The organism is Pseudomonas sp. PvP009, assembly GCF_017832995.1.
In the GTDB taxonomy this organism is placed as follows: Bacteria; Pseudomonadota; Gammaproteobacteria; order Pseudomonadales; family Pseudomonadaceae; genus Aquipseudomonas; species Aquipseudomonas syringae.
Genome location: NZ_JAFIBG010000001.1, coordinates 4,821,910 through 4,838,363, shown reverse-complemented (window position 1 = coordinate 4,838,363; position 16,454 = coordinate 4,821,910). Strand labels below are relative to the sequence as shown.

Genomic DNA, 16,454 nt, shown 5'->3' with positions numbered 1-16,454 from the left:
GTTGGTGCCTGCAATTCACATCACTCAGGCTCGTCAACAGCCAATGCACCGGCCGTGAAAAGTCAGAGGACAGGGGATCGGTATGTGCAATGGGGTGGTGTCTGTTCGGTCATCACAGCGAACCGATCGTGACGCCATCGTCGTCGCACGCTTGCTTCAGCAGCCGATATCATCGCGTGACGTGCCGGCGGCGTTGATCCAGAAGCGTGTACGAAATCAGTGGATTCCAGAGCGCAGGCGCAGCCATGAATGAAACGATCAGCTTGAGCTGATTAGACGTTTGGTGAGGGGATAAATCTGCACTGGAAAGCGGGGACTTCTTCGTCATCGAATCGGCAGGATGGAGCGTGGGGCGATGCTTCTGGACAAGGTGGTTGGTCAGGTTGTCTGCTCGAGCATGAGCAGACAACCATTCCGAAAAACCTTAATCCACAACGCCGATACGCTGCTCATCCGGCCAGAACAACGCGGCTTGCCCGCACGCCTGGCCCTGCGAATTCAATAAGGTCCACACCACACCTGCGTAGATCATGAACGGTTGATTATTCGCATCCACTCGCCAGCCGCTGTAGCCCTCAGCGATGCCGTTGGCGGTGACTTGCTCCAGCAATACCTGACGCTGAGCACGATCGAGCTCCGAGGCGCTGAAACGTGAGGGCATGCCGATGAAACTGTCGCGCGGGTACTTGAAGCATTGCAGCGCGCATTCGTTCACGTAGGTAAAGCGCGGGTCCGTGGCGCCATCGTGGGCCAACAGGCTATAGGGAGCTTGTGTATGCAGCCAGGTGAGGCGTTGTTGCGAGTCCAGTTGCCGAGGGGACGGCAGTCCGTGGCCGGTCCAATGTCGGTAGCTTTCATCGAGCATCTGTATGAACTGTTCTTGAGACACCTGTCACCTCGCATCGTCAGTTGGAAACGTTTGCCCTTTGGTTGCCCACCATAGCGAGCGCAAGATCGCCACGATGCTGCCGGCCTCGTCGCTGCTCTTGGCCGCCAGGGGTGTAATCAACGAGCACGCAAAGATACGTTTATTAGAGACTTTATTTCTGAAATAGCACGCTATATCAAGGCGGCAACGGCAAGTTGATGTTGTTTCGCCATCCTGGTCGCCTGGCTTCAATGAAGGAATACGTTATCGAAGAGCCTATTCTCTGGGTTTACATCATAAGTCATTATGATATATTTAGGGCGCGTGATATTTAAAGATTGATAAATTAAATTTAATTATTATTTGTCGGTCAGTGAAGGTAGTCTGGTTTAAATGTTGCCAGAGGGCAAGGATGAGCGTTCTTGCGTCAAGCATCACAGGGATTAACGTAATAAACTGCCCGCTAATATGAGTGACTGTCATGAGTGATATTTTAAACAAAATAAAACATTACAAACTTCAAGAAATAGAGGCGGCGAAAGCTGACTTGCCATTCAGCCGCCTCGAACAGCGTGCCCTCGAACAGTCCAGCCCACGCGGTTTTTATAAAGCACTGAAAGCAAAAGAGCAGCAGGGTCTGATAGGCTTGATTGCAGAAATCAAAAAAGCCAGTCCATCAAAAGGTCTGATTCGCGAAGACTTCAACCCTCCTGAACTGGCGAAGGCTTATGAAACCGGTGGCGCCGCCTGTTTATCCGTTCTGACCGACACGCCAAGCTTCCAGGGCTCGCCGCAGTTTCTCATCGATGCGCGAAACGCTTGCGCCCTTCCTGTGTTACGAAAAGACTTCATGTTTGATACGTATCAGGTGTATGAGGCACGTGCCTGGGGCGCGGACTGCATATTGCTGATCATGGCCTCATTGAGTGATGACCTGGCTGCCGAACTTGAAAGTGCGGCCATGACGCTGGGGATGGACGTCCTGGTAGAAGTGCATGACGAACATGAAATGGAGCGTGCGCTCAAACTGTCCTCCCCGCTGCTCGGTGTCAATAACCGTAACCTGCATACCTTCGAAGTAGACCTCGGCACAAGCGAGCGACTGGCATCCATGGTGCCCGCAGGCAAGCTGCTGGTCGGTGAAAGTGGCATCGGCAACCATAACGATTGCCTACGACTCAAAAAATCCGGCATTACTACCTTTCTGGTCGGCGAAAGCCTGATGCGTAAAGAGGATGTTACTGCGGCGACAAGAACACTGCTGACCGGCAGTGCTGACTGACACGTATTAAGCTCCAGGCCCAGAGGAGCGGTTGTGCGCTCCTCTGACGAGTCATGTAGGCAATTGATTTGCCCTGAATGCTGTGGAATCAGTATCCACAGCATTCCGACCTGAAGCAGTAGAAACCCTTTAAAGCGAAAACCTCGCCACCAGCTTGTTCATGTCTGCAGCAAGTACTGAGAGCTCGGAACTGGCCGCCGCTGTCTGATTGGCCCCCGTTGCACTCTGAATGGAAAGATCGCGGATACTCATCAGGTTGCCGTCGACCGAGCGGGCGACTTGCGCCTGTTGCTCCGATGCAGTCGCAATCATCAGGTTCATTTCGTTGATTTCATTGATCGCTTTCGCGATCAGGGTCAGCGCTGCTCCGGCTTCATGAGCGATGGTGAGTGTGCCATCGGCCTGATCGCAACTTTCGCTCATGGCCTTGGTGGCCTGTGCAGTGCCCGTGAGGATGTCGCCAATCATTTTCTCGATTTCCTGAGTCGAGGTCTGAGTGCGATGTGCCAGCGCTCTGACTTCATCCGCCACCACTGCAAAACCGCGTCCCTGCTCACCTGCCCGGGCCGCTTCGATGGCCGCGTTGAGGGCCAGGAGATTGGTTTGCTCCGCAATCGTACGAATGACTTCCAATACCTTGCTGATGTCCTTGGACTGCACGGCCAGACGCTCTACATCGACACTGGTGCTCTGCACGGTCTTGCTCAGTTTCTCGATGGCGTCGACCGTGCTGGTGACCCGCGCTGCGCCGGTGCGGGTTGATTGATCAGAGGCTTTGGCTGCATCCGATGCAGCGGCAGCATTGCGCGCCACCTCATCGACCGCAGCGGTCATCTGGTTGACGGCGGTGGCTGCCTGATCGATTTCGTTATTCTGGCGCAGCAGACCTCTGCTGGACTCTTCGGTGACCGCGTTCATTTCTTCGGCCGCAGACGCCAGTTGAGTGGATGAATCGCCGATCAGCTTGATCGTATCGCGCAGATTGTTTTGCATCACTTGGGTAGAACGCATCAGATCGGAAAATTCGTCCTTGCCCGTGACAGTAATCACGCTGCGCAGATCTCCCCTGGCGATGGTGTCGTTGACCCGCAGCATGTCGCGCAATGGTGCAACGATACTTTTGGTAAACAGCACGGCCAGCACAATCGTCGCCAGCGTCGCTGCTGCAATAATGAAGATCACAAACGTTAAGCCGCTTTGATACGAATCCTCGGATTCTTTTCCTGAGTTTGCGGCCTCGTCAATGTTCATTTGAACAAGTCCGTTTACAGCGTCGTCGAGAAGACGGGTAACAGGAGTGACGTTGGAGCTCAGGTAGGCCAGCGCTTCGTTGGCTGCGTTTTTACGGATAAGTGCAGTCACCTGATCGAATGCAACCAGTGCTTTATCGGTGTTTTCAGACACGGCCTTGAACAGTTGTCCTTCTTTATCGCTGGCGACAAACGGGGCGTAAAGGGCTACCTGCTTTTTCAACTCTTCGCTCAGCGAAGCGATCATGCCGGTCGTAGTGGCCATGTCCTGCGGATTGGTCTGGGACAGCATTCTGCGGACTTCCAGGCGCAGGCGCAGCATGGTGGCGTTGATTCGGTCTGCAACCACCACGCTGGCCAATGCGTCGTTTTCAAGGTCTCTGGCGGTCTCGCGAATGTCTCCCATTTTCCATACTGAAATCCCCCCCAAGGCGACCAATAGGAGCGCAATAAACATAAAGCTGAGTGCTGCGCGTGCAGATACTTTCAGGTTTCTCATTGCCACTGACCTCCTTGTAGAATTTATTTTTACGGTTTTAGAACTATCGGCGACTAAGGGTTTTACTTGAGGGTGGGGAGGTTAGTTGATTTATTAGTTGTGCGCCTTTTTGTATTCTTGATTTTTTAGTGCGCTATTTTGGGGCGAGAATTTATATAAGTGAGGGATGACTACAGCTTTCTTAATTTGAGCTATTCGTCAGCAGAAGCTTGAAAAATAAGGAAAAAGCTAAACTGTTAGGGTGGCCGGACGCCCACCCTTCAATCATAACGATTCTCTGACCACCAGCGGGCAATCCACCGGCTGAGAGCCCGATACGTCAAGGCTGTCGATCAAGTGCCGAGCGGCGTTGCGACCGATCTCGTAATACGGCAGTTGCACCGTGGTCAGCGCAGGGATGAACAGCTCGGCGATGCCGATCATGTTGTCATAACCCAGTACGGCGACATCGCCGGGGATTTTCAGGCCTTGGCCCAGCAGCAACTGGTAGGCACAAAAGGCAATGCGGTCATTGCCGCAGATCAGAATGTCGAACTGCGGACGGCCGTCCAGCATGTGCCGGGCAAGGATGGCGGCAGTTTCCCAATAGGCGTCATGCTCGGACAGGTTGTATTGCAACAGTTCGTCGCCAGCCAGACCGAATGCCTCGCAGGCACGCTGCATACCCGCTTGGCGGATTTCCCAGGCCAGGCTCTGTTTTGGCAGGTTGATGAACAGCGGGCGTCGATAGCCCTTGCTGAACGCGTGGTGCAAGGCACGGTACTGACCGGTTTCGTCGTCCGGCACATAACTGACCAGGCTGCTGTCATCGGCTACGCAGTTGGCGAGCACCAGCGGTTTGCTCTTCAAGCGCTGGGGGATATTCACTTTGCGTAAGCCCATGGCACTGAAGATCAACCCGTCGGGGCGGTGCGACAGCATCAGATCAATGTTCTGGTCGGTGGGCGGATTGCTCAGCAGGTTGAGGATAAAGACGTTCCAGCCTGCCTGCTGCGCGGTCTGTTCGATGGACAGCAGCAGCTCGACCGCGAACGGCGTCGTTGCGGTGTCCAGGGCGAATACGCCGATGGTTCGGGTCTGCAGGTTGTCGCCGCGAATCCTGCGAGCCGACAGGCTGGGTACGAATTGAAGCTCGTCGATCGCGTTGCGCACTCGCTGATACGTCTCGGGGCTCAGTTTTCCCGGATCATTGAGCGCCCGAGATACCGTCATCAGAGACACACCGGCCAGTTTTGCAACGTCTTTAACTGAGGTCATGCGAGGCGGGGCCTGTCGGGTTGACTGATGATTATCATGCTACAGAGACCTGATTTTTTTCGCGACTTCAATGATTTACCGACAGGTATCCCGAGGAGAGTTGCCATGCGTCGGCAATGCAGACTCGGCCTCCGGTTCCATTGGCAATAAGCTTCACCCCCAGGCTGTCGGTCTGTGGGTAAAGGCGGCTGCTGAAGCTGAAACTGCCGTTTTGCTCGAACACCTCAATGGATGAGCGATCAAGGAAGATCCGCAGTTCAAGCTGATTCTGTTGTGGATCTATCGCTACGCTGCGCTGACCGCTGACGTGGGTGCCCGATTGAGTACGGTCGAGTACCAAACGTTTTAGCGACGCGTCGTAGTAAAGCAGAGTCTGTTCCTGGCCATCCTGACTGCAACGCAATGCCACGCCCAGGTGACCTTCGGCGCAGTCGAGCAGGTCCAGGTGCACGTGGATTTCGAGCATGTCGCCGTGTATGTCGGCCAGCCACTGGCTACCGGCTTCGCTCCACCAGGGAGTGCCTGGCAGTGACTCGTTGCGCAGCGCTGTCAGCTCGCGTGCGGGTTGTACGCAGAGGCGATTTTCGCGCACTTCAAGTTCTCGCGGCAGGCCGAGCATGCCGCGCCAGTGATGCGCTTCGGTTGGGGTCGGGCTCTCCCACATGTCGACCCACGCCCACAGCAGACGTCTGCCATCGGCAGCCACCAGCGTCTGCGCCGCGTAGAAGTCGTGGCCGCTGTCCAGCTCGATAAAAGGCCCGCCGGTGAATTGCCATTGATTGTCGACCTGGCCCACTCGATAGCCGGTGTGGAACCGGTTCAGTCGCTCGTAGCGCTGTGCCGGCATGCCCTGGGGGGAGTAAAGCAGTACGTCGCGTCCATTGAGGCCAAACAGGTCCGGGCATTCCCACATATAGCCGTCGCCTTCGGCGCCTGTGGACACATAGCTGACGAATTCCCAAGCGTGCAGGTCCGTAGATCGATAGATAGGCAGCAGCGGTTTGTCACCCAGACGTGCGCCGGCAATCAGGTACCAGTGGCCATCCTGTCGCCAGACCTTCGGGTCACGGAAATGAATCATCTCGTCTTGCGGCGGGGTGTCGATGACGGCGCCGTGTTTGCTGAAGCTGATGCCGTCGGTACTGGTGGCCAGGCACTGCACCTGACGGATAAAGCGCTCGTCGCCCACTTCACCCAGCCATGTGTGCCCGGTGTAGATCAGCGCCAGGGTGTCGCCACACACCACTGCACTGCCGGAAAAACAGCCGTCCCGATCGAAGTCATCACCGGGTGCCAGGGCAATGGGCAGGTGCTGCCAATGGACCAGATCGGCACTCTTCGCATGACCCCAGTACATCGGGCCCCATTTCGCGTCGAACGGGTGGTGTTGATAGAACACATGATATTCGCCGCGAAAGAACACCACCCCGTTGGGGTCGTTCATCCAGCCTGCCGGCGGGGCCAGGTGATAACCGGGGCGATAATCGTGGACGAGCTGCGACAGGCCCTCTTCCAGCGCATGGTGCGCGCGCTCGAGGGCGGGAGACATCGGGTTGCTCATGGCGTTTGCAGAAAAACTCATAGGGTGCCTGCTTGTACGAGGTGCGGTGTGGTGCCGGGTGTCAGGTGTTGACTGGCGTCTGTGTGGCGCTTCAGGGCCAGGCCATCGGCGTCGAACAGGTGCAGGTTGCTGTCGTCGAATTGCAGCGCGACCTGGTCGCCCACCTGCCAGCCGGCCTTGGCATCGCAGCGACAAATCAAGGGCTCGCTCGCCCCGGTAGCCAGGTGCACGTAGACCTCGCTGCCCAGGTATTCGACACCGGATACCGTGACGCCAACGCTGTTGTTCGCAGCATTGAGGGTGATGTGCTCCGGGCGAACACCCAGGGTCAGTTGCGCATCCTCGGTCAGATTCGAGCTGTCGAAGGGCAGGGATTTCATGCCCAGTGCCGGGATATCGATCAGGCTGTTGCGACCCGGTGCCTGCAAGCTCACGGGCAGAAAATTCATTCTCGGCGAGCCCAGAAAACCGGCGACGAAAAGGCTGGCAGGGCGCTCGTAGAGTTCACGTGGTGAGCCGACCTGTTCGACCTGACCGCCGTTGAGCACGACGATCTTGTCCGCCAGGGTCATCGCCTCGACCTGATCGTGGGTGACGTAGATCATCGTCGAGCCCAGCCGCTTGTGGAGCCGGGCGATTTCGTTGCGCATCTGAACCCGCAACGAGGCGTCCAGGTTGGAGAGCGGTTCATCGAACAACAGGATGTCCGGTTCCCGCGCCATGGCTCTGCCCATGGCCACACGCTGACGCTGCCCGCCGGACAGTTCCCGGGGCTTGCGCTGCAGCAGTTTGTCCAGTTGCAGGATCTGCGCGGTTTTCAGCACGCGTTCGCGCAGGCTGCTTTTTTCCGTCTTGGCCAGCTTGAGGCCAAAACTGATGTTGTCGTAGACGCTCATGTGCGGGTACAGGGCGTACGACTGAAAGACCATGCCGACACCACGCTCGCGTGGTTCCAGGTCATTGACCCGTCGTCCGTCGATCAGCAGGTCGCCAGCACAGATCGAATCCAGGCCGGCGATCAAGCGCAGCAGCGTCGACTTTCCGCAGCCCGACGGGCCGACGAACACAACGAACTCACCTGCAGCGATCTCCAGGCTGACGTCGCGCAGAATACGCGTACCGCCCAATTGTTTGTTGATGTTGGCTAGCTTCAATTTCATCACGATGCTGTTCCTTGTCAGTTGTGTGCATCAACCTTTCAACGCGCCGGCAGTGAGGCCGGAAACGATGCGGCGCTGGAAGATCAGCACCAGAATCACCAGTGGCACGGTCACCAGCACCGACGCCGCCATCAACAGACCCCAGGGCAATTCGTGGGAGCTGCCACCCGAGATCAGGGCGATGGCGACCGGGACCGTTCGTTGCGCGTCTGTCAGGGTGAAGGTCAGGGCAAACAGGAACTCGTTCCACGCGGCAATGAACGCCAGCAGGCCGGTCGTGACCAGTGCGGGCCACAGCAACGGCAGCAGCACGCGGGTCAGTGTGACCCAGGGCGATGCGCCATCCATGATTGCCGCTTCTTCCAGTTCATGCGGCAGTTGCCCCATGAACGTGGTCAGCACCCAGACGGTGAAGGGCAGGGTGAAAATCGTGTAGCTCAGGATCAGCGCCCATGAGGTGTTGTACAGACCCAGTGCGCGGATCACTTCAAACAGCCCCGACAGCACCGCGACCTGAGGAAACATCGAGACGCCGAGCACCATCATCAGCACCGTGCCGCGGCCTCTGAACTTGACCCTGCCCAAGGCATAGGACGCCGTCAGACCGAGGAACAGCGCCAGCACCACCACACTCAGCGCAACCACCAGCGAATTGGCGATGGCCTGCAGGAATGAAGCCTGGCTGAGGACCGCTGCGTAATTGGAAAAGTCGGCTTCGGTGATCCAGTAGCTCACTTCAAACAAGGCACTGGACGGTTTAAGCGAGGTCAGGACGGCGTAATAGAAAGGGAAGATCGCGTACAGCAGCACGACCCCGACCAGGCCCCAGAAGGCCAGGCGCAGCAGCGCTTTCTTCAGTGTGCGCAGGTTCATGAGCGCACCTCCAGCTGGCGACGTCCGAGGTACAGGTAAAGCATGGCAATCACCGCCACGACCAGAAACAGCAGGGTGGAGGCGGCGCTGCCGTAGCCGACGTCCTGAAATTCCACCAGGTGCTGGCGGGCATAGACCGACATGCTCATGGTGCTCGAAGAGTTGGAGGTCAGGACGTAGATGACGTCGAAGACCCGCAACGAGTCGAGGATGCGAAAGATTGCGGCGACCAACAAGGCGGGCATCAGCAACGGCAAGGTGACACGCCAGAACACCCGCACCGGATGAATGCCGTCGACCCGGGCGGCTTCGTAGCAATCGCTTGGCAGCATCTGCAGTGCCGCGAGCATCAGCAGGGTGACAAAGGGTACGGTCTTCCAGACGTCGACAATGATCACTGCCCACATCGACAGGTCCGCATCTGCCGTCCAGGCCAGTGGCGCGTCGATCAGGCCCAGGCCCAGCATCATGTGGTTGATGATGCCGAACTGGTCATTGAGCATCCACGACCAGATCTTCGCCGAGACGATGGTCGGAATCGCCCACGGGATCAGAATCAACGCACGCACCAGCGCGCGTCCGGTGAACTTGACGTTCAACAGCAACGCCACCATCAGTCCCAGAACCATTTCCAGCCCGACCGACACCACGGTGAAATGCAGGGTGTTGCGCACCGCGTTCCACCATTGCGGATCGACCAGAACGCCAGACCAGATGACGCCGTCGTAGAGCAGATAATTGCTCAGGCCCACGAATGAGCCACTGTCGGTATCCGACAGATCGGCGTCGGTCAGGCTGAACCAGAATGTGCGCAGCAACGGCCAGGCCGCCACCAGGACCAGGCACACCAGCATCGGCGTCAGAAACAGCCAGGCGGCGCGTAGCCTGCGACGTTGTACAGGCGTTTCCCGGGTGACGAGTTCGTCGTCTCCGGGGTAGTCGGTAGAAGAGACAGGCATGTTGATTTCCTTACGTGTGGCTTACCAGTTCCGGCGTTTGATGCGGGTCAGTTCGCGTTCCAGTTCGACCAGTGCCTGATCGACCGGAATATCGCCCGCCAGCACGCTATGCACCCGATCGAAGAATGCGTTGGAGACGCGTGGGTAGCCGTTGGCCGTGATGGCGGCGGGGCGCATGACCCCATTGCTGAGGATGCTGTGCAACTGGGGGTAGTAAGGCATCGCCGCGAGCAACTCGGGGTCGGCATACAGGGACTCGATGACCGGGTTGTAGGCACCTGCCAGAGCACGCTGTTTTTGCTGTTGGGCGCTGGTCAGGTAGGCAACCAGTTCTGCCGCAAGTTTGGGGTTGCGGCTGTAGCGCGAAACCGCCAGGCCCCAGCCTCCGAGCGTTGAAGCGTGGGTGCCGTTCGCGCCGCCACTGGGCAGGGGCGCGACGCCGACCTTGTCTTTTATCGCGCTGTCCTTGCTTTGCACCAAGGCCCAGACGTAAGGCCAGTTACGCATGAACAGCGCATTTCCCGACTGGAATACGCCACGGCCTTCTTCCTCGGTGTAATTGAGGACGCCGGGCGGGGAGATGTCGCCGACCCAGCTTTTGGCCAGGGTCAGCGCGACTCTTGAGGCCTGGCTGTTGACCACGATGTCTCCGCGCGGGTTGACCAGTCCGCCGTCCGGCTGGCTGCTGATCCATTCCAGGGCGTTGCACGTCAGGCCTTCATAGGCGCGCCCTTGGAACACGTAGCCCCACATAGTGGCGTTCCCGGCATCGCGTTCGGCTTTTTGCACCTTTTTGGCAGTAGCGGTCATGTCCTCCCAGGTTTGGGGGACCGGCTGTTGGTACTTGTCGAGCAGATCCTTGCGGTAGTACAGCAGCCCCGAATCGGTAAACCAGGGCATCGACACCAGCCGGCCGTCGACGGTGGCGTTGTCCACCTGGGCCTGGAAATAGCCTTGTGTCGCAGTCGCCGGAAGCAGTTCGCGCAGGTCCGTCAGGTGTTTGGCGAGCATCCCCGGCCACACCATGTCGATTTGAATGATGTCGATGTCGGTGGACTGGGCACTGAGGATCTGCTGGTAGAACGACAGGCGCTCGGTCGCAGAGTTAGGCGTGGAAACCACCTGAACGTTGTTGCCGGTCTGTTTTGACCAGCTATCGACTGCCTCCTTGCACAGTTGCAGTTCAGCGCCGACGGCCCCGCACGAGATCGTCAGCTCGGCTGCGTTCGACAGCGCAGAACATCCGGCAGACAGGGTGAGCAGCGCGGCGGAAAGAAGAGATTTCAGCTGTTTCATAGAGCCCTCTTTATTTTTGTTTTTATAAAAGTTAACGTTAACATCGTCAATGTAGCAGCGTATTTTCGATGTGGCACCCTTTTTTCGTCGGTTTGCACAATTTTTCGCTGAAGAGAAAAGGCTCGGCCAACGTCACGAAAACAATAAAAACAAAACAGGAAGTCCACATGCAGAACGCATCAAGATGGCTACTCGCAGGGGTACTCGGTACGTCGACAACCGTCGCTCAGGCCGCGACGCTGGAAGAGCGGATGGCCGCATTTGAAGCCCGTGCCAGCGCTGCGGAAAAACGTGCAGCCGCAGCCGAACAGCAGACCCAGGCGCTCGCCCGGGAGCTTCAGCAACTCAAACTCGCCACCCCCGCTGCGCAGCCTGCCGCGCCCACTTCCACGCCGACTGTGGCAGCCAGTCCCCAGCCCGCTCTGGATGATCGCGTGGCAAAACTCGAAGCCCGCCAGCAAAGCATGGAGAAGCCAAGCGGTGCCGGACACCTCACCGACGGGTTCAGCTTCAAGGGCTATGCTCGCTCCGGTCTGTTGATCAACGACGGTTTGGGCGGCGGTCGCGGCGGGCCTTATACAACCCCCGCGGGTTCAGTCGGTGGGGCGGTCGGGCGCCTGGGTAACGAAGACGACACCTACATGCGCTTCGATCTGTCGAAAGAAATCTATGCGCAGAACGGCACGCGTTCCAAGTTCACCGTCTCCATCGCCGATGGCGTTGAAAGCTACAACGACTGGACGGCCACCGAAAGCAAGCTGAACGTGCGTCAGGTATTTACCGAACTCGACCACATCGCCGCCTTCAAGGGTAATTCAGTGTTCGAGAACTCCACCCTGTGGGCCGGCAAGCGCTTCGACAGGGATAATTTCGATATCCACTGGCTGGACTCGGACGTGGTCTTTCTGGCCGGGACCGGTGGCGGTATCTACGATGTGCAGATGACCAAGGACTGGCGCTCGAACTATTCCCTGATCGGACGTAACTACGGAGATTTCAGTGAGGGCGGCGTCGATGCCGATGTGGAAAGCTACATCCTGACCTCCAACCAGTTCTTCGACAATGGTCAGTGGCAGTGGATGTTCAACGCCATTGGCGCAAAGAAAAACGACGTCGGTACGCGCACCAATCAAGCCGGTTTCGCACCCGCAGATTCAGGCTTGCACACCATGTTGGCCAATCACCAGAAGGACTTTTTCGGCCGCGAAGGCTTCTTCAAGACCGCGTTGCTCTATGGGCAGGGCCTGGGTGCACAGGTCAAGGACATTGGCTCGGATGGCGAACTGCTCGACGAAGCCCGCGCGTTGCGTCTGGCCATGTATGGCGAGACGCCTATCGCGCCGGGATGGCGCATCGGCCCGAGCCTGCTGGCCGAGCAGAGCAAAGACCGCTATGTCAAAGGCGACGATTACCGCTGGCTTACGCTGAACATGCGCCTGGCCAACGAGATCAACAGCAACTTCGAGATGGCCTACGAGCTGAGTTGGCAAACCATGGACCTCGACCCCAAAGGCTATCTGCAACGCAATGCGGTCGACGGTAACTTCTGGAAGTTTACGGTTGCGCCGACCTTCAAGCCGGACATGGGTGACCTGCTCACGCGCCCCGAACTGCGAGTCTTCGCAAGTCTCATGAACTGGTCTTCGGACCTGGATCGCTACAGCACGACCGGCAACTTCGGCAAAAGCGACTTCAACGCCGGTGGTGTTTGGCAGTTCGGCATTCAGATGGAGACTTGGTTCTAGGCACGGTATTCAAAGCCCGGCGCGATGTGCCGGGCTTTGAATCTGTCTAGCAATGGCGAGCCTGACTAAATGAGCATCGAGGCAGTCTTACTGACCTGCGACGCCCTTCATCACCTCCACCCTGAGCACCTTGTTGGCAGCGGTAATGTACGCCCAGCTTGTCTGCTCGCTGGAGCAGAACGTCAGGTTGCTGGTATCGGCAGCCGAGACCAGCAGTTTGCCGAGTGGCTTGCCTGCTGCGGAAAACACCTGAATACCTTCCTTGCTGCTGCTCCACAGATTACCCAGCGCGTCGACTGCGATCCCGTCAGGGATGCCGGGCTCGATGTCAGCGAACACTTTGCCGTTGATCAAGCGACCGTCGCGCACCTGATAGACCATGATGCGATGTGCCAGCTTCTTGTTGGTGAAGTCGTGGGCCATTTGTGAGTCGGCCACATAAAGCAGCTGTTGATCCGGCGAGAAGGCCAGGCCGTTGGGCGAGTGGACTTCGGGGGTGTCGAGGCGTGTGATTTCCCCGGTGTCGGGTACATAGCGATAGATGAACTCGCCGCCTTGCTCGGGCTTGCCGCCATAGCCCTCGCTTTTGCTCAGCACCCCGAAGGTGGGATCGGAAAACCAGAGAGCGCCGCTCTTATCCGCCACGACATCGTTCGGGCTGTTCAGCCGTTTGCCCTGGTAGGTGTCGACCAACGTATGCCACTCACCATTAGGCTCCTGTCGCACGATGCCGCGCTTGCCATGCGAGGCCGCCACCACACGGCCCTGGCCGTCGAGCGTATGCCCATTTTGAAAGTCGGCCTTTTCCAGCCAGGTAGACACGCCACCCTTTGCCTGCCAACTGCTGACTTTGTTGGCCTTGATGTCACTCCAGATCAAACGGCCATCGGCCAGGCACAGCGGGCCTTCTGCCCACTTCGCCTGATCGGTCAGCAGCTCGACGCGGGCCTGGGGGGCAACCAGTTGACTGAAGGCTGGATCGATAACCACTTGCCGAACAGGGGCGACGGCGTCGGTTGCGCCTGCTGAACCTGCGGCCAGGAGCGCACCGCCCAATAACCATGAGGAGGGGCGCAGAAAGTGTTTTTTACCGGTCGGTTTCATGTGTTCAGGTCCGTAGGCGATCAATAGGCACAGCTGCCGTTGGTACGTTTGTCAGCCGCACTTGGTTTAAGTTTGATGATCAGTTGAACATTGGGTTGATCACCCACGGTTCGCGTCAGGTGGCCTACACGCTCGTCATCCGGACGCGGCCGGGACCGGGTGTCGGCATTGAACTGCATCTCTCCCGGTCCTTGCACCAGCACACTGCCATCGGTGGTCTCCACTGACCATCGCCCCTGCAGGGTGATGACCCATTGTGGACCCGGCGCGTGGTGCCAGTTGCCGACGTATCCCACCGGCAGCACCGCATAAGCGATGCTTTCAATATCGTCAGGAGAGACGCCGACCCATTGCGGCGCGGCTGGCGGGGCATAGCTTTTGAACTCCAGGCCTTCCAGGCGGCAGTGGCCCACATGCGTGGCACCTTTTTCGTCAGCCCACAGCGTGGCATACGAAACAGGCGGTTGCAGTTGACCGTTGCTGTGAGTCATTTGCGTAGACTCTTTCGGCACCGATTGCACGTCGGCATTGGCACTCGCCATGCCCGCGCAGGCGGCGCAGGCCAGAGCCAGTGTGTATAGAGATTTCATCGGGTCACTCCGTTTACAGGGAAATTCCATGTGTCTGTCGCAAGGCAGCGTACTGCTCAGGCCGGTCGGGTGTGAGGCAGCCAGCGCTGCTGCAAGTCCCGCCGTATGACTTCGATCACCCACATCCACAGCAAGTGCCCGAACGTTTCAGACAGCAACTCCGACGCGGGCAGCTCCCACAGCGGCGGTGCCCAATGAAACGCTGGCAGGATGACGCCGTGAAACCCCAGGGTCATCAACAGGCCGAAACCCAGACCCTGCCAAAGAGCGGCGCGCGGATACCTGAGTACAAGCAGGCAATAGAACATGGCGAAGAAGATGGAAAAGCCATGGTGGACCAGGGCACTGCCGTAATTCACCACGTGCTCTGAATACACATAAGTCAGTTGCTGAGCGTTGATGCCCAGCGAATCAAGCATCTCCACGGGCGGAACCGGGCGGTCCGGCGTGCGAGGCGGGAAGGGTATTTCCGTGCCCCATTTGATGAAACTGGAAACATTGCCCCCAACAAAGCCGGCCAGTGCGGCGACACCGTACGCTCGCGTGTTCAAATCAGCGCCCCTTCTTGATAGACCAGGCTGTGAGCGATCTCGCCCCAGCCGTTGAACCACGAAGTATGTGCAACGCTCATTTATTTGTAACATACTAATTTGATAGCTCATTGATACTAAAAAAATATCAGATGATTGATTTGAAATTGATGCGTCAGTACGTGGTGGTCGCTGAAACCTTGAATTTTCGCAAGGCCGCGCAGCGCTTGAACATGTCACAGCCGCCCCTGAGCGTTGCGATTCGTCGTCTGGAAGAATGTCTGGGCGTGCAGTTGTTGCAGCGCAGTACGCGCTCCACGCAATTGACCGCTGCGGGCGTCGTGTTTCTGGCCGAGGCTCGGCAGACGTTATTGCAGGCCGAACGGGCCTGCGAAATGGCACGTCGCTCAGCGGCAGGCATGCTCGGTACGATTCGCCTGGGCTTTGTCGATAGCGTGGTCGATGGTTTACTGCCGGCGCTGCTGCGTCGCTATCAGGCAGCGAACCCGAACGTCGATATTCAACTGCAGGAGGCCACCCCACCCGAGCAGCTTGAAGGCCTGCGCAATGACCGGCTGGACGTCGGCATTCTGGTGTTGCCGGTCATCGACCCCGGCAATATTCAGATCGAGCCGCTGTTCGAGGACCGCATGGTTGCGGTGCTGCCGCAGGATCATCCCTTGGCCGAGCAGACGTCCATCGGTCTTGCGGCGTTGGCAGACCAACCCTGGATTCTGTTCGCCCCGCATCATGGCCCGGGCATGCACTCGCACATTCTGCTGGCCTGCGCCAGTGCAGGCTTTACCCCCCGGGTCGTGCAACAGCCTCGCCAGATGCAGACCACCGCCGCGCTGGTCGCCGGAGGAATGGGCGTGGCGCTCATGCCGCAGCGCTATGCCCGACGTCAGCCGGGGCGGCTTGCCTGTCGAGAGCTGACGGGTCCGGGTACACCTGTCGCCTATGTGCTGGCGCTGGCGTATCGCGAGCTGTCTCCGTGTGCGCAGTCCTTGCGCGAAGTGATCATGGAGCTGGTTCAGTCGCCGGCGTTCAAGCTGGCGTCCGCCGAGTCATGACACCGTCGCCTGGGCTCAGGCCCAAACCCGCTATTCGCATGCCGGTTCAAATGCACTGAACGCCTTGCTACGGCCTGACTCCAAATCTTGCCCCGGCGCTCAAACCCATGCATCACGTCGATGGGTGTTCGAATCCTCTGCCAATCAAGGAATTCCCATGACTGATCCACGTAACGTTGCCCACGACAAAAAAGTCCAGCAAGAGAAAAAGAACCACGGCGAAGAAATCGCGCCGAATGCCGAGCACGCGCCTCAGCCAGGTATGAAGCCGGCACTTAAGCACGATGATGACGAGCAGGAAGAGCAGGCGTAAGCCAGTGATCTGATCGTGACCTTTGGCGGTGCTGGCGGATGTCAGCATCCGCTGGGCGCCGCCTTCGAGGTCATCACTTCAGGCAGGCAACAGG

The 16,454-nt window shown here is 58.2% G+C and carries 15 protein-coding genes; 4 read left to right on the top strand and 11 right to left on the bottom strand.

The window, feature by feature from the left end; genetic code table 11:
- Window positions 1-424: 424 nt before the first annotated feature.
- Window positions 425-865, bottom strand: coding sequence for an MEKHLA domain-containing protein (locus tag JOE29_RS20925; RefSeq protein WP_003347002.1), 441 nt, complete (start codon window positions 863-865; stop codon window positions 425-427).
- 484 nt (window positions 866-1,349) lie between these two features.
- On the opposite strand from JOE29_RS20925, the gene trpC reads away from it, so the two are divergent.
- Complete coding sequence (gene trpC, locus JOE29_RS20920) at window positions 1,350-2,150, top strand: indole-3-glycerol phosphate synthase TrpC (RefSeq protein ID WP_003317813.1); 801 nt, start codon at window positions 1,350-1,352, stop codon at window positions 2,148-2,150.
- A gap of 129 nt (window positions 2,151-2,279) precedes the next feature.
- Here trpC and JOE29_RS20915 read toward each other — a convergent pair whose 3' ends face one another.
- The 7 genes from JOE29_RS20915 to JOE29_RS20885 all read right to left on the bottom strand — a co-directional run bounded on the left by JOE29_RS20915 (window position 2,280) and on the right by JOE29_RS20885 (window position 11,005).
- A complete protein-coding gene (locus tag JOE29_RS20915) occupies window positions 2,280-3,899 on the bottom strand; it encodes a methyl-accepting chemotaxis protein (protein WP_210079830.1) in 1,620 nt (539 codons plus the stop codon).
- A 264-nt stretch (window positions 3,900-4,163) separates the two neighbouring features.
- The gene (locus JOE29_RS20910) at window positions 4,164-5,156 is read right to left on the bottom strand and encodes a LacI family DNA-binding transcriptional regulator (protein WP_096133829.1); all 993 of its coding nucleotides are present in this window, start codon (window positions 5,154-5,156) and stop codon (window positions 4,164-4,166) included.
- A gap of 67 nt (window positions 5,157-5,223) precedes the next feature.
- A complete protein-coding gene (locus JOE29_RS20905; RefSeq protein WP_210079829.1) occupies window positions 5,224-6,738 on the bottom strand; it encodes a glycoside hydrolase family 32 protein in 1,515 nt (504 codons plus the stop codon).
- Window positions 6,735-7,880, bottom strand: coding sequence for a sn-glycerol-3-phosphate ABC transporter ATP-binding protein UgpC (gene ugpC, locus JOE29_RS20900; RefSeq protein WP_348635028.1), 1,146 nt, complete (start codon window positions 7,878-7,880; stop codon window positions 6,735-6,737). Before ugpC ends, JOE29_RS20905 begins: the two co-directional genes overlap by 4 nt.
- Window positions 7,881-7,907: 27 nt before the next feature.
- On the bottom strand, window positions 7,908-8,750 hold the full coding sequence (locus JOE29_RS20895; RefSeq protein WP_003392758.1) for a carbohydrate ABC transporter permease: 843 nt from the start codon (window positions 8,748-8,750) through the stop codon (window positions 7,908-7,910).
- The gene (locus JOE29_RS20890) at window positions 8,747-9,709 is read right to left on the bottom strand and encodes a sugar ABC transporter permease (protein WP_210079827.1); all 963 of its coding nucleotides are present in this window, start codon (window positions 9,707-9,709) and stop codon (window positions 8,747-8,749) included. The genes JOE29_RS20895 and JOE29_RS20890 overlap by 4 nt, the downstream gene beginning before the upstream one ends.
- Before the next feature lie 21 nt (window positions 9,710-9,730).
- A complete protein-coding gene (locus tag JOE29_RS20885) occupies window positions 9,731-11,005 on the bottom strand; it encodes an ABC transporter substrate-binding protein (protein WP_198713839.1) in 1,275 nt (424 codons plus the stop codon).
- Between the two features lie 167 nt (window positions 11,006-11,172).
- On the opposite strand from JOE29_RS20885, the gene JOE29_RS20880 reads away from it, so the two are divergent.
- Window positions 11,173-12,750, top strand: coding sequence for a carbohydrate porin (locus JOE29_RS20880; RefSeq protein ID WP_210079826.1), 1,578 nt, complete (start codon window positions 11,173-11,175; stop codon window positions 12,748-12,750).
- 87 nt (window positions 12,751-12,837) lie between these two features.
- Here the strand turns inward: JOE29_RS20880 and JOE29_RS20875 are convergent, their stop codons facing one another.
- Genes JOE29_RS20875 through JOE29_RS20865 form a run of 3 tightly spaced genes read right to left on the bottom strand, consistent with a single transcriptional unit; the run spans window position 12,838 to window position 14,995 of the window.
- Window positions 12,838-13,854 carry an SMP-30/gluconolactonase/LRE family protein gene (locus tag JOE29_RS20875; protein WP_074956005.1) on the bottom strand — a complete coding sequence of 339 codons (1,017 nt, stop codon included), beginning with the start codon at window positions 13,852-13,854 and terminating at the stop codon, window positions 12,838-12,840.
- A gap of 20 nt (window positions 13,855-13,874) precedes the next feature.
- Window positions 13,875-14,444 (bottom strand): hypothetical protein, encoded by a 570-nt coding sequence (locus tag JOE29_RS20870; RefSeq protein ID WP_122572440.1) that lies wholly within the window; start codon window positions 14,442-14,444, stop codon window positions 13,875-13,877.
- Window positions 14,445-14,500: 56 nt separating this feature from the next.
- A complete protein-coding gene (locus JOE29_RS20865; protein ID WP_032697878.1) occupies window positions 14,501-14,995 on the bottom strand; it encodes a DUF1440 domain-containing protein in 495 nt (164 codons plus the stop codon).
- 131 nt (window positions 14,996-15,126) lie between these two features.
- Here JOE29_RS20865 and JOE29_RS20860 point away from each other — a divergent pair, with 131 nt between their 5' ends.
- Window positions 15,127-16,047, top strand: coding sequence for a LysR family transcriptional regulator (locus JOE29_RS20860; RefSeq protein WP_003317800.1), 921 nt, complete (start codon window positions 15,127-15,129; stop codon window positions 16,045-16,047).
- Window positions 16,048-16,204: 157 nt separating this feature from the next.
- Window positions 16,205-16,360, top strand: a complete 156-nt coding sequence (locus JOE29_RS20855) for a hypothetical protein (protein WP_003317799.1) — start codon at window positions 16,205-16,207, stop codon at window positions 16,358-16,360.
- The last annotated feature ends 94 nt before the right edge of the window (window positions 16,361-16,454 follow it).